Origin of the sequence: Parahaliea maris (genome assembly GCF_008064665.1) — a bacterium.
GTDB lineage: Bacteria > Pseudomonadota > Gammaproteobacteria > Pseudomonadales > Halieaceae > Parahaliea > Parahaliea maris.
The window spans coordinates 368,253-381,017 of record NZ_VRZA01000003.1 but is presented as its reverse complement, the minus strand read 5'-3'; the positions used below and the strand labels follow the sequence as shown (position 1 = coordinate 381,017).

Below are 12,765 nucleotides of genomic sequence, written 5' to 3'. Positions count from 1 at the left end.
ACCCCCTGGAGAGAACCGCGTCATGTCGCTGCCTTGCCTGTGAGAAATGTGCGCACTGTATCAGGGCAAAGCCATGAATTCACCGCAAGGCGCACCCCCGGGTTAAGCTGTGGCAAAGCCGGAGATTGCCATGCTGACCCTGACCACTGAACGCCTCCTCATCCAGTCACTCACCCCGGAAGACGCACCCCATATGCTAGCGGTACTCAATGACCCCGACTTCATTGCCAACGTCGCCGACCGCGGTGTACGCACCCTCGAACAGGCCCGGACCTATATCGAGGAAGGCCCCATGGCCAGCTATCGCGACCACGGGTTCGGCATGTATGCGGTGCGACTGCGCAGCAACGGCGAGTTTATGGGCCTGTGCGGCCTGGTCCGGCGACCACAGCTCGATGACGTGGATATCGGCTACGGTTTCCTGCCCGTCGCCCGCGGCCGTGGCCTGGCGATCGAGGCCGCCAGCGCAGTCCGGGACTACGCGGTCAACGAACTCCGCCTGGGCCGGATAGTGGCCATCGTCAACCCGGACAATGCCCCCTCCATTCGGCTGCTGGAGAAATTGGGGCTGCACTACGAGCGCGACATCACCCTGGCCGAGGGAGAGAAGCCGATCCACCTGTACGGCTGGAACCGGAACGAGGACAACTGAGTCGCGTCCGGCGGCGGCGTTCACCGCCGGACGCGAAGGACGCCATCAGAAGTTGTAGCGCACACCCGCCTCGACGCTGCGGCCCGCTTCCGGCGCAACATCGCGCAGGAAGGAGGTGCTCAGGCGAATCTCCTCGTCGGTCAGGTTGTTCAACGCGGCAAACACCGTGAGCTGGCCATCTCCGAGACCGAGGCGATAGTCCACGCCGGCATCCCAGCGGGTGTAGCCATCAGTGGCCTCCTCGTTCACGCCCGGTCGATCCTGCTCCGCCGCCTCCAGGACCTGCCCCCAGACCTCCAGGGCACCGGTATCCCAACCCAGGCGGGATCCAACCCGCATGGGCGGCAGACGTGGCACATCGTCGCCATTGGCCAGTTCGCCGCGAGTGGCGTCGCCGAATACCCGCAGCACAAACTCACCGCCCGCCAGTGAAGCCAGGGTAAAACTGGAGTCCACCTCGATGCCCCGGAACGTCGCGTCCTGCTGACCGTAGACCATGACCGGCATGTCATCGACCTCGAGGCCACTGTTTTGCAGGTCGATGTAATCGCTGAAGTCGTTGTAGAACAGGGTGACCGAGACAAAGTGTGTACCGCTGTCCCAGCGCAGGGACAGATCGGCGTTGTTAGACACCTCGGTATCGAGATCCGGGTTGCCGATCTCGATGGAGTTGGTAGCAGCGTGGGCAATCCAGTCCTCGGAGCCATTGTTCTCGACATTCGAGTAGAGCTCCTCAATGGCCGGCGCCCGTTCGGCGCGTGACAGGGACAGCCCCAGCTGCCACTGATCGGAGACGTCCCACAAACCGGATACCGACGCGCTGACAGAGTTAAAGTCGCGGCTTTCCGCAATGCCGGAGGGGTCCCGCTCGTCGCGGTCGAGGCGCAAACCGCCCTCGAAGGTCACCTCACCCAGGTGGTAGTCCTCAAGCAGGAACAGGCCGATGTCACGGCTGTCAGTGACCGGGATAAAGGCCTCTTCACCCAGGGCACTGAACTCCCGGGATTTGGCCTGCAGTCCCAGCACCCCGTGAAAGTCCGCCAGCGGCTGGTGTACCAGCTCCAGCCGGCCTTCCCAGCTGTCGCTGTTATAGCGGGTTCCCACTTCGCCACCCGGCTCGATTTCGCGGTGCTCGTAGTCGGTGTAGGAAACAAACCCCCGGGCCACCTCCAGCCCCGGCAGCGGTTCATGCAGGTGCAGGGCCAGGTCGTAACGGGTCTGGGTCATGTCGATGCGCACACCGCCTTCCTCGTGACCGTGTTCCTCCTCACCTTCATCGTGATCATCGAGGTCTTCCCCCTCGTCGTCGTGATGCTCGTGAGCGCCCGCAGGAATGCCGTAGTTGTTTTCCAGCCGGTTCACCGCCAGGCCGATAAAACTGTCATCGAAGTGGTAGCTGGCGCCGGCGGTCACGCTGCGAGTACGTCCGCCGGTGTTGGCGACATAGCCGTCGGTGGTTTCCTCCTCCGCCGCCTCACCTTCCTCGTGATCGTGATCCTCGTGGGCGTGCTCACTGGCGGCTTCACCGGGAATCTCGAGATCATTCCAGTCGCGGTAAAGGCCATCCAGATGGAAAGCGAAGTCGCCGCTGCCGCCCTCCAGCCGACCCACCGTGGTGTCCATATCCGAGGCGGCGTCGTGCCGGTACTCGGCGCCACCCTCGACACCGTCGATACGCCGGGTGGGGATGCGGTTGTCCACGACATTGACCACACCGCCAATCGCCCCGCCGCCGTACAGCAGGGTGGAGGGGCCGCGCAGGATCTCGATACTGTCGGCGAGCAGGGCCTCTACCGAGACCGCGTGGTCCGCCGACAGACTGGAGGCGTCGGCACTGCTGGTGCCATTCTGCAGCACGGTGACCCGGGGGCCCTGCTGGCCGCGAATCACCGGCTGGCCGACACCTGGACCGAAGGAGGCGTTGGCCAGTCCGGGGGCGTTGTTGAGGGTGTCACCGATCGTGGCGGCAGCAGCGCGACTCAGGGCGTCGCCACTCAGTACCGTGATGGGCAGTGCGGTTTCTGCGGTCTGCTTGTGCAAAGGCACTGAGACCAGTACGTGTTCCATTGGCAGTTGCTCGGCAACGGCCGCTTGCGCGCTGGCGACGGCCAGCGCGAGGGGCATAATGCGTTTCACTTTTTCTACTCCTGGGAAAAAACGGGATATTCCGGCGTTGTCTCAGGTGTAGCGGGGCGGCCCCCGGCTCTGGCGTGGCAGGTAGCGCTGCGCCAGGGCGGCGAGCGTGAGTCGTGGTGGTGCAATAGCGCGGTTGAGCGCCAGGAAAACGAGAGGGACTGCAGCGACAACCGGGGCAAGGGACGGACTCTTGCACAGCATGCAGTCCGCGTTGCCCTCACCGATCCCGTGCAGGTGAGCCGCTTCCACCACCGGTATGGCAGCCGCGCACAGCAACGCCACCAGCACCAGGATGCGGGCGAAACGGGCGTTACGCAGGGAGGAAGTGCGGAGTTGCCTCATCGGCTCAAATCGGAATAGCGGTCAAAAAACGCTCGAAGTTTACACCATGACCGCCGCCAGCTCCAGCTGGCCGATCACGGGGCAGGCTCGAATTCTGCGACCACATTGCCACCGGCTGCGAGTTGCAGGTGGCCGCTATCGGTCAGGCGAAAGTTGTCCACGGCACCCAGTGCATCGAGGAACCGGCGCTCCAGCCCGGTTCCCTCCGGGCAGGCCATCAGGGTCCCCGCCAGCGGCCCAAAGCGCAGGGCGGCGCCATGTTCGGATGCGCCATCACGACGGTAAGTCCCGTGATACCGGTTGCAGCCGGAGAAGCCGGACACGGTCTGCCCCTCCGCCTCCAGGGCCAGGTCCACCGGCTTGCCGCCGGCCCCGGCAGTAGCGGGCTCCCCGTCCAGGCGAACCAGTTGCCAGCGCACACCTTCCAGTTGCACATCCGCGGACCCGGAGTCCGCCCTGGCCGGCGCAGCGACCGGCTCCGGCACCCGGCGGACCATGATCTCGATGGGGGCGTCGGCGAAGGGATCGATGTGCTCGGTACTGGTAAACAGGAGTTTGCCACCCGCCTGAATCACCGCACGCAGGGTGTAGGTGTGGCGCTGGTCGATGGCCGCGCTGTCGTACTCGATACGGAACTGATAGGGAGGCCCGGCGTTGCCCGGCATAATGACCGTCGCCAGGGTATCCGCGGGCGCATCGGCGCGGGAGATGTCCTGCAACTCGACTTCCACCTCGGCACCGGGTGGCAACAGCATACGCTCCCGGTACAGCACAGTTCCTTCTATCCAGGTCACATCAGCCCCCTCGTTGCTGCCTTTGTCACTGCAGGCGCCAAGTAGCACGCCTGTTATTAACGCCACTGCCGTACTGCGCCAGATTCCCTGTCTCATATCTCCCCCTCTGTGCTGACTGATAGGCCATTGACCGTTCCGGCAGGTAAAAGTTGCGTGTCAGCACCTGGAACGTTAAGGTCCCCCCGAGCTCCAGGACCCCGTCACATTCACGTCATCCAGCACAGGCATCCTCGCCGCAATGATGCATAATACCCCCATCGTACACCGCGAGGGACTCAGCTCGTGCAGAATGCGCTCGCCATCTGGTGCGTCAGCGACGGCAAAGCGGGCCACAAAAGCCAGCTCAACGGTCTGCTCGATGCCCTGCGGCAACGCCAACAATGTGAAGTGCACTGGTTTGACTGCAACGCAAAACCACTGCGGCAGGCCGCCGCGCTCGACCGCTCACCACAGCTCATTCTCTGTGCGGGTCACAGCACCCATCGCTGCAGCCTCTACCTGAGATGGCGGTACGGAGGGAAGCTTGTGGTTCTGATGAAACCCAGCCTGCCGCGCTGGCTGTTCGACCTCTGCGTGGTTCCCCGACACGACGGCCTGGCCGGTGGCAAAAACGTCCTGCTCACGCGGGGCCCGATCAACGATATCCAGCCCTCCAGCCGACAGCGGGAGGACCGGGGCCTGATCCTCATTGGCGGCCCTTCCCGCCATCACGGCTGGGACGATGGGCAAATACTGGACCAGCTGCAACGCCTGCTGGACACCCGGCCGGGGCGACACTGGACACTCACCACCTCGCGGCGCACCCCGGGGAGCTTTCTGCCTGCTCTGGAGCGGCTCGGGCTCAGCGGCCTGGAGGTCGTCCCGGCGGAGCAGGGCGACCGGGACTGGCTGCGCGAGCAGTACGCCACCAGCGGCGTGATCTGGGCCACCGAAGACAGCGCCTCAATGGTCTACGAGGCGTTGACCAGCGGTGCCCGGGTAGGCGTGCTCGCGGTGCCCAGGCAGCACACCAGCCGGGTCAGTCGCGGCCTGGATCAATTACTGGAGGAGGGTATCGCCACCTCACTATCCGGGGCCATGGACTCGGACCCCGCACCACAAACGGATCAGGCAGCCCCGCTCTGCGAAGCGGACCGGGTTGCCCAATACCTGGTACAAATGATCGGCCTGCAGCAAGGAAACGCTACCCATGAAGGTTCTACAGGTATTACCCCGCCTCGATAGCGGTGGTGTGGAACGGGGTACACTGGACTTTGCCCGCGCCCTGATCGCCGCCGGCCACGAGTCGCTGGTGATGTCGGCGGGTGGCCGCCTGGAGCCGCGCCTGCTGCAGCAGGGTAGCCAGCACGTACGGTTCCCAGTGCACGCCAAGTCACCGCTCTCCCTGCTGCGAGTCCCCGCCCTGCGCCGCCTGCTGCGTGAGCTGGCGCCGGACGTCATTCATATGCGCTCCAGGGTTCCCGCGTGGATGGTCTGGCTGGCCCTGAAACCACTGCCGGCCGAACAGCGCCCCCTGCTGGTGACGACCTTTCACGGGCTTTACTCAGTGAGCCGGTACAGCGCCATCATGGGCTGCGGCGACCGGGTCATTGCCATATCCGACTGCGTTCGCGATTACATCAGGGAAAACTACCCGCAGGTGGACCCCGCCCGAATTCGCGTTATTCCCCGCGGGGTGGACACCAGCGAATTTCCCACCGTGACCGCCAGGCAGCGCGACCAGTGGCAGCGTGATTTCGAGCAAGACTACCCCCAGACCCGGGGCAAGCCGCTGCTGCTGATGCCCGGCCGCCTGAGCCCCTGGAAGGGCCAGCACGAATTCGTCGACCTGCTGGCCGACCTCAAGCGGGAGGGAGTGAGCTGTCACGGCGTGATCGCCGGAGAGCCGACGCCCGGCAAGGAACAATACCTGCGAGATCTGCGCCAGCGGGTCAGTGATCTCGGGCTCGGCGACCACCTGACATTTCTGGGACACCGCAACGACATGGACCGGCTGTATGCCCACTGCGCGATCACCCTCAGCCTGTCGCGCAAGGCCGAGCCCTTCGGACGCACGGTGATCGAAGCGCTGGCCACGGGTGTTCCGGTGGTCGCCTGGAATGCCGGCGGCCCCGCCGAGTCACTGCGCGAGGCCTTCCCCGCGGGACTCGTTCCACCGGGTGATCGCGCGGCCCTGACCGCCCGGGTGAGGGGCATCCTCGCAGCGCCGCCGGCGCCACTGGCGTTACCGCCGGAGTACACCCTCGCAGCCCAGGCAGAAGCCACCATGGCCGTTTACCGCGACGGCCTGGCAGAAAAGAGAGAACATCACTGATGCGAGTACTCCACGTCGCCCACCAGCAATTGCGAAAATATGGCTACACCCGGGTCAGCTGGGCGCGCAAGCTGCTGCACGGCCTGATCAAGAACGACTACCTGGTGCAAAGCTTTTCCGATCGCGACGTGGCGGCCTTCGAGGCTCCACTGGGTATCCGTGACCTCGGCGCGCGGCGTAGCAACCGGCGGCTGCTGCAGACAGCGGAAGCCTTTGCCCCCGACCTGGTACTGGTCGGCCACTGCGACATCATCAGCAACGAAACCCTGGAGGAGCTGCGCCGCCTGTGCCCCGGTGTGGTCATCGCCGGGCTCAACAACGACCCGCTGTTCGTCCCCGAGAACTTCGCCAAGATCATGCACCGCTGTGACACGGTGGATGCCATGTTCGTCTCCACTGGCACCCGGGAACTCACTCCCTTTGAGGGTCGCCGCGCCCGCCTGTTGCACATGCCCAACCCGGTGGATCCGGCGATTGAAAGCGCGGACTGCAGCACCCGCAAAGACTTTCTTTACGACCTGCTGTTCTGCAGCAAGTCCCAGGCTCACACCGAGCGCGGCAAGCTGGTGGCGGCCCTGCGCGACGGCCTGCCCCCCGACCTGCGCTTCCACACGCCCGGCAGCTTCGGCGTACCCGGGGTCTGGGGGCGGGATTACGACGAAACCCTCGCCCAGAGCCGGATGGGGCTCAACCTGAACCGGCAGGAGGGCGGGCACTGGTACTCCTCTGCCCGCATGGCGCAACTGGGCGGCAATGGACTGCTGGTATTCACCCATTCGGGGGCCGGTTTCGACAGCCTGTTCCCGGCGGAAACGCTGGCCTACTTCGACGACGAGGCGTCACTGCTAAAGGCGGTGAAGCAATTCCACGCCGACGATGACCAGCGCATGCACTGGGCGGCCAACACCCGGGACTTCTTTCACCGGGAGATCAACTGTACGCTCTACGCTCGCTATATCGTGGAGGCCAGTCTCGGCCTCCCCTTCAGTCACAACTACGTGTGGGATCAGGGAGAGTGAGCAGCACGCTGACCGTCGTTCAGGCCCTCGCCGGCGCCCCTTTCGGGGGGGCGGAGAATTTTTATACCCGGCTGGTTTGCGCCCTGGCGGAGGACCCGAGCCTGCGCCAGTTTGCCTTCACCCGGCCCAACAGCGAGCGCGAGTTACAACTGGCCAATGCCGGTGTGCCGGTACAGACCTTTCGCTTCGGCGGGCGCCTCGCCCTGCCCGGCCACTGGCGCTATCACCTGGCCCTGCGCAAGCTGGCCCCCGACGTGGTACTGACCTACATGAATCGGGCCAGCATCTGTACCCCCAGCGGGGATTACCAACTGGTTTGCCGGCTGGGGCATTACTATGACCTCAAGTACTACCGCCACGCGGACCACTGGATAGGCATCACCCGTGGCCTCTGCGACCACCTGGTACAGGGCGGCATGCCCGCCGCAAAGGTCCACCAGATTCCCAACTTTGCCGCTGAGACCAACCCGGAGCCGGTCTCCCGGGAAAGCCAGGATACGCCCGCGGATGCGCCCTTGCTGCTGGCCGCCGGTCGCCTCCACCGCAACAAGGCTTTCGATGTGCTGCTCCAGGCCCTCACCGAGCTGCCCGAGGCCTGGCTGTGGCTGGCAGGAGACGGTCCCGAGAGAGACGCCCTGGAACAGCTCAGCCGCGAACTGGGCCTCAGCTCGCGGGTGCGCTTCCTGGGCTGGCGCAAGGACGTTGACGCCCTGATGCGCAGCGCCGACCTGTTTGTCTGCCCTTCGCGCCACGAAGGCCTCGGCAGCATCGTCGTGGAAGCCTGGTATCACGGCTGCCCGATCATCGCCACCGACTCCCAGGGCCCCGGTGAGCTGATAGACGATGGTGAAACCGGCCTGGTGAGCCCGGTCGATGACGCCCCGGCCCTCGCCGGCAGCATTCGTCAGCTGCTGGCCGACCCCCCCGCCGCCCGCACCCTTGCAGACAACGCCCGGGCGCACTACCACAAACACTACAGCCGCGAGACCATCAGCCGCAGCTACCGGGACCTGCTGTTCGACATCGCCGGCAAGGACAAGCCTGCGTGAGTGATGATCAACCGGTCATGCTGTCAGGCGAACAGGACGCCTTTGCCCGCGGCGGCAACCGACTGTGTTTTGTGGACCCGCGCGATGCCGGCCGCTGCATTAAGCTGCTGCGCGCGGATCGCTCTCCCGGGCAAAAGCGCCGCGAAGCGCCGTGGATCAAACGGCTCAAACCCCTGAACGCCTTCGATGACAACTGGCAGGAAGCTGCGGTGTATCGCCGTATCGAGCGCCGCATAGGCCCCGCGGCCTGGGACCTCGTGCCGCGACTGTTCGGCCCGGTCGAAACCAATCTTGGCCCCGGGCTGTGCTCCGAGTTGCTGCGCGACAGCGACGGGCGCATTGCCATCACCCTGAAGCAGTACCTCTGGCAATACGGTGAGACCACTACCCTCAGCCAGTTGCTCGACAGCTTCAGCGCCCGCTGGCAGGCCCTGGGGATGCCCTCCCGCCGGCTGCTGCTGCACAATGTGGTCGTGCAATGCCAGGAGGACCGGTACCCGGTAGCCCTCAAGGTCATCGACGGCCTCGGCTGGCCCGACCTGGTGCCTCTCGCCTGGTACCTGCCGGCCCTCGCCCGCCACAAGGCCGGGCGCCGGGCGGTGCTGCTGCGCGAAGCCATGAACGCCCTGCTGGCCAAGCAGGCCCGTGGCGATGACTACGGCGTCCACGGCTGGCTCGAGGACGCGCAGCGCAGTATCTGATGACGCCTATCACCACTACTGACCTGCGTTCCTGCCTACCCCAGGGCGCCCTCTCCCTGGGCGGTTTCGCCCTGCTGCTGGTATGGACCCTCACCCGCCTGTGGCAGGACGACCTGGGCGACATCAGCGGTCAGTTGCTGGTCCTGCTCAGTGCTGGCTGGCTGCTGACGGGGGGTCGCGCGCTGTGGCGCTCCCGGCTGCTGCAGCTGCTATTGCTGGCCCTGCTGATACAGCTCGCCAGCTGGGGCCTCAGCCACCTGTTGCACCCGGACCTGGCGGAGCGCTCGCCCAAGCTCGACCGCCTGGCGGCCTGGTTTTTTCTCATTCCCGTCGCCCTGTTCTGCGCCGCCTCGCGACAGCGGGTAATGATTTGCTGGGCCTGCGCCCTGGGTGCCCTGCTCCTGAGCCCGTGGCTGAGCGGTGACGGCTGGAAGGAGCTGCTGCAGGGCCTGAATGGCGAGCGCGTACACTTTGGACTCCTCAACGCCCAACACAGTGGCATGCTGTTCGGCATCGGCCTGCTGGGTGCCCTGATGCTGCCTGCGCCGGTCCCGGCCACCACCCGCCGGGGCGTGGTGCTCGGGCGCCTGCTGCGCCTGCTGCTCATCACCGCTACCGCGTTCGGTATGCTGCTGTCCCAGACCCGCGGTATCTGGCTGGCACTGCTGTGCAGCGTGCCGCTGGCCCTGCTGTTGCGCTCCCGCCTGCGGCAACAGCAGCAGGCGGACTACATCAGCCGCCCGCTGCGCCGCCTGGCGTGGTTCAGCATGACCTTCGTTGTCATCATCATCACACCGCTGGGCGGGATCATCGAGGACCGCCTGCGCAGCGAGGGTCCTCTGGCCGGGTACGACGGGGAAGGCTTCGTACTGCAGGAAAACGTACGGGTGCGCCTGTCCACCTGGCACACGGCCATGGACTGGATCGTCCAGCGGCCGCTGCTCGGCTGGGGCGGCAAGGGCCGCGCCGCCGTGGTGCAGGACACCGAAGCCCTGAGCGATAACGAACGTCAGCGCTTCCGCCACCTGCATAGCACCTACCTGGACACGCTTGTCAACTGGGGCCTGGCAGGCCTGGCCGTACTGCTGGGCCTGTTTGCCTGGCTGGGTCTGCGCCTGCGCCGGAGCTGGCAACAGGGCAGCCTGGATACCAACCTGCTGTGCTTCGGCGTGGCTTTTGGCTTATATTGGGGCGTCGCCAACGCTTTCGAATCGTTCATGTTCTACCAGTCGGGCCTGTACGCCCTGGCCCTGATTGCCGGTGGCCTGCTGGCCCTGTGCAATACCCCTGAGGAGGTCTCCCCGTGATCGCCCCCCTGCGCCGCGCTCTGGAACGGCGGCGCCTGCGCTCGCGCCGGCGCCAGGCCAGTGAGCAGCGCCACGCCGACCTGCATCGACTGGCATTGAGCGACCGCTCCATTGGTATCGGCAACACCGAACCGCAGGAGATTGTGGTATCACTCACCTCCTACGACCGTCGCATTCCCTTCACCTACCTCTGTGTTGAGAGCCTGCTGCGCCAGTCCCTGAAACCGGATCGCCTTGTGCTGTGGCTGTCGCGGAAGGACTTTCCCGACGAAAAGCTGCCGGACCCGTTGCTCAACCAGGTGGAACGGGGACTGGAGATCATCTTCCACGACGAAGATCTCGGGCCCTACAAGAAAGTGATCTACGCTCTGGAACAGTGCCCCGACAGCCTGCTGATCACCGTGGATGACGATACCCTCTACCCGCCCGACCTGGTGGAGAGCCTGTACCGCGCCTACCTGGCCCGGCCCGACACCATCCACTGCCACCGCGGCCACCGCCTGCGGACCGACTCAACGGGCCGGCCGCTGTCCTACGCCGAGTGGGGCCTGGGGCAAGGTGGACACAGCCCGTCGCCACTGGTGTTCCCGACCGGTGTGGGCGGCGTGCTGTACTTCCCCGGCGCCCTCCATCCGGAGGTACTCAACCGTGAGCAGTTCATGCGCCTGTGCCCGCGGGCCGACGATATCTGGCTGAAAGCCATGAGCCTGATGCAGGGGGTACCCTGTGCCGTGGTGCCCGATGAGACGCACTGGAAAGATCGCTTCCTGACGATCCCCGGCAGCCAGGGTGAGTCATTGAAGCGGGAGAACTGGGACCGAAGGCTCGGCAACGACAGCAAGATCGCCGCCGTATTCGAAGCCTACGACCTGTTTCACTGCGTGAACGGGAAAAGCTGATCAGCCCTCGGCGGCGTCAATGAACGCCGCCAGATCTGCCTTGAATTTCTCCATCGACGCCGGGTGAATGTACATCATGTGTCCGGCCTCGTAATGCTCCACGGTCACGTGCTCCCGCAACCGGGCCGGAATCTGCAAGTGATTGAGGAAGTGGTCGGTGGCACCGTAGGGCGTAGCCAGGTCGTAGTAACCCTGCTGCACCAGCAGGCGCATATTGGGGTTCTGCACCAGCGCATAGGCCAGGTCCACCGCCGTATTGGCATAGGGAACCTTGCCGTACTGGGTCTGCCCCGGCTGGGCGTGGCTGTTGTCCCAGTTCTGGTAGAGACCGCCCGAGGTGATGTATTTGCGGTCGGTCTTCACACCCAGCACTTCGCGGTAATAGTCGTTGAAGGTGGCGACAAAGGCCGGGCCCACCGCGGGAAAGAAGGGGTCGTAAGTGAACGATTCCCCAATGTGATTGAGACCGTCATTGACGAAGCGCGCATCGATGCGGCCCGTGGTCTGGCGGCGGTCCCGCAGCAATTCCTTGGCGAAGCGGGCTTCGTCGATCCGCAGGTTGGCGCGGTCCCAGTAGTCGGCACTGATCCCGGTAAAGCGCTCCATGCCCTCGAGCACCTGTTGCCGTTCCTGCTGGCTGGCGCTGGCGCCCTTGAACAGCAGGGGAGCATATTCATTGACGGCGAAGGCCTCGGCCTCCCGCAGGAAGGCCTGCAGGCTGTCCGGCCGGTTGTCGATGGCTTTGTGATACCAGGCGGTGGCGGCATAAGTGCTGAAGTAATTGACGTAGGGCAGGTCCATGGCGAGACCGGCGTTACCGGCGGCGAAGTCCATGTAGGGCGATACCAGGATGACTCCGTTCAGCGCCAGGGAGTGGGCGGTGAGCAACTTGTAGGCGACGCCGCCACTGCGGATGCCGCCGTAGCTCTCGCCCAGCAGGTACTTCGGTGACTGCCAGCGACCGTTATCGGTGGTCCAGCGCGCGATGAAGTCTGATACCGAGGCGATGTCCTGGTCCACGCCCCAGAAATCCTCGCCCTTGGCCTCGCCCACCGGGATGGAGAAACCGGTACCCACCGGGTCGATCATCACCAGGTCGGCGCGATCCAGAATGCTGAATTCGTTGTTGACCCGGCGGAAAGGCCCGACCGATTCGAAGGCGCCATCGTCCACCACGGTACGCTGGGGCCCCAGAATACCCATGTGCAGCCACATGGAAGCCGAACCGGGGCCGCCGTTATAGGCAAACATCACAGGGCGCGTACGCGGGTCGGCGTCTTCCTTGATATAGGCCGTGTAGCCAAACAGGGCGATGGGCTCGTCCTTGTCATTTTTCATCAGCAGCTGGCCTGCCGTCGCCTTGTAGGCGATGGTCCTGCCATCGATCCTGACCCGGCCAGTGGACTCGGCGAGCAACGGTTCGGGAATGTCACTGGCGGCCGACTCGGCGGCGGCCTGCTGACCCTTAGCGGCATCTTCCGCCTGCAGGGCGGGCGCCACAAGCAGCAGGGAAAACAGGGGAAGCAGGAGCAGTCGTTGTAATACGGGCATA

General features: G+C 65.1%; 12 protein-coding genes. 8 read left to right on the top strand and 4 right to left on the bottom strand.

The annotated features are described in order from the left end of the window. The first annotated feature begins 130 nt into the window (after positions 1 to 130). Complete coding sequence (locus tag FV139_RS10125; protein WP_148068314.1) at positions 131 to 652, top strand: GNAT family N-acetyltransferase; 522 nt, start codon at positions 131 to 133, stop codon at positions 650 to 652. 45 nt (positions 653 to 697) lie between these two features. Here the strand turns inward: FV139_RS10125 and FV139_RS10120 are convergent, their stop codons facing one another. From FV139_RS10120 to FV139_RS10110, 3 genes are all read right to left on the bottom strand, one after another. After that, positions 698 to 2,788, bottom strand: coding sequence for a TonB-dependent receptor (locus tag FV139_RS10120; protein ID WP_148068313.1), 2,091 nt, complete (start codon positions 2,786 to 2,788; stop codon positions 698 to 700). A 42-nt stretch (positions 2,789 to 2,830) separates the two neighbouring features. Next, a complete protein-coding gene (locus FV139_RS10115; RefSeq protein ID WP_148068312.1) occupies positions 2,831 to 3,130 on the bottom strand; it encodes a hypothetical protein in 300 nt (99 codons plus the stop codon). 74 nt (positions 3,131 to 3,204) lie between these two features. Next, complete coding sequence (locus tag FV139_RS10110; RefSeq protein WP_148068311.1) at positions 3,205 to 4,020, bottom strand: YbaY family lipoprotein; 816 nt, start codon at positions 4,018 to 4,020, stop codon at positions 3,205 to 3,207. Between the two features lie 186 nt (positions 4,021 to 4,206). On the opposite strand from FV139_RS10110, the gene FV139_RS10105 reads away from it, so the two are divergent. From FV139_RS10105 to FV139_RS10075, 7 genes are read left to right on the top strand one after another with little or no spacing between them, the layout of a single operon-like run. Then, positions 4,207 to 5,148 carry a mitochondrial fission ELM1 family protein gene (locus FV139_RS10105; protein WP_148068310.1) on the top strand — a complete coding sequence of 314 codons (942 nt, stop codon included), beginning with the start codon at positions 4,207 to 4,209 and terminating at the stop codon, positions 5,146 to 5,148. After that, positions 5,114 to 6,238, top strand: a complete 1,125-nt coding sequence (locus tag FV139_RS10100; RefSeq protein ID WP_148068309.1) for a glycosyltransferase family 4 protein — start codon at positions 5,114 to 5,116, stop codon at positions 6,236 to 6,238. Before FV139_RS10105 ends, FV139_RS10100 begins: the two co-directional genes overlap by 35 nt. After that, positions 6,238 to 7,257 (top strand): glycosyltransferase family protein, encoded by a 1,020-nt coding sequence (locus FV139_RS10095; protein ID WP_148068308.1) that lies wholly within the window; start codon positions 6,238 to 6,240, stop codon positions 7,255 to 7,257. Before FV139_RS10100 ends, FV139_RS10095 begins: the two co-directional genes overlap by 1 nt. Beyond that, entirely contained in the window at positions 7,254 to 8,306 is a 1,053-nt protein-coding gene (locus tag FV139_RS10090) for a glycosyltransferase (RefSeq protein ID WP_148068307.1), read from the top strand. The genes FV139_RS10095 and FV139_RS10090 overlap by 4 nt, the downstream gene beginning before the upstream one ends. Beyond that, entirely contained in the window at positions 8,303 to 9,007 is a 705-nt protein-coding gene (locus FV139_RS10085; protein WP_148068306.1) for a YrbL family protein, read from the top strand. Before FV139_RS10090 ends, FV139_RS10085 begins: the two co-directional genes overlap by 4 nt. Then, positions 9,007 to 10,314, top strand: a complete 1,308-nt coding sequence (locus FV139_RS10080; RefSeq protein ID WP_148068305.1) for an O-antigen ligase family protein — start codon at positions 9,007 to 9,009, stop codon at positions 10,312 to 10,314. Before FV139_RS10085 ends, FV139_RS10080 begins: the two co-directional genes overlap by 1 nt. After that, positions 10,311 to 11,213 carry a glycosyltransferase gene (locus tag FV139_RS10075; RefSeq protein ID WP_148068304.1) on the top strand — a complete coding sequence of 301 codons (903 nt, stop codon included), beginning with the start codon at positions 10,311 to 10,313 and terminating at the stop codon, positions 11,211 to 11,213. The genes FV139_RS10080 and FV139_RS10075 overlap by 4 nt, the downstream gene beginning before the upstream one ends. Here FV139_RS10075 and FV139_RS10070 read toward each other — a convergent pair whose 3' ends face one another. Then, entirely contained in the window at positions 11,214 to 12,764 is a 1,551-nt protein-coding gene (locus tag FV139_RS10070; protein WP_148068303.1) for a S10 family peptidase, read from the bottom strand. Position 12,765: the final 1 nt, after the last annotated feature.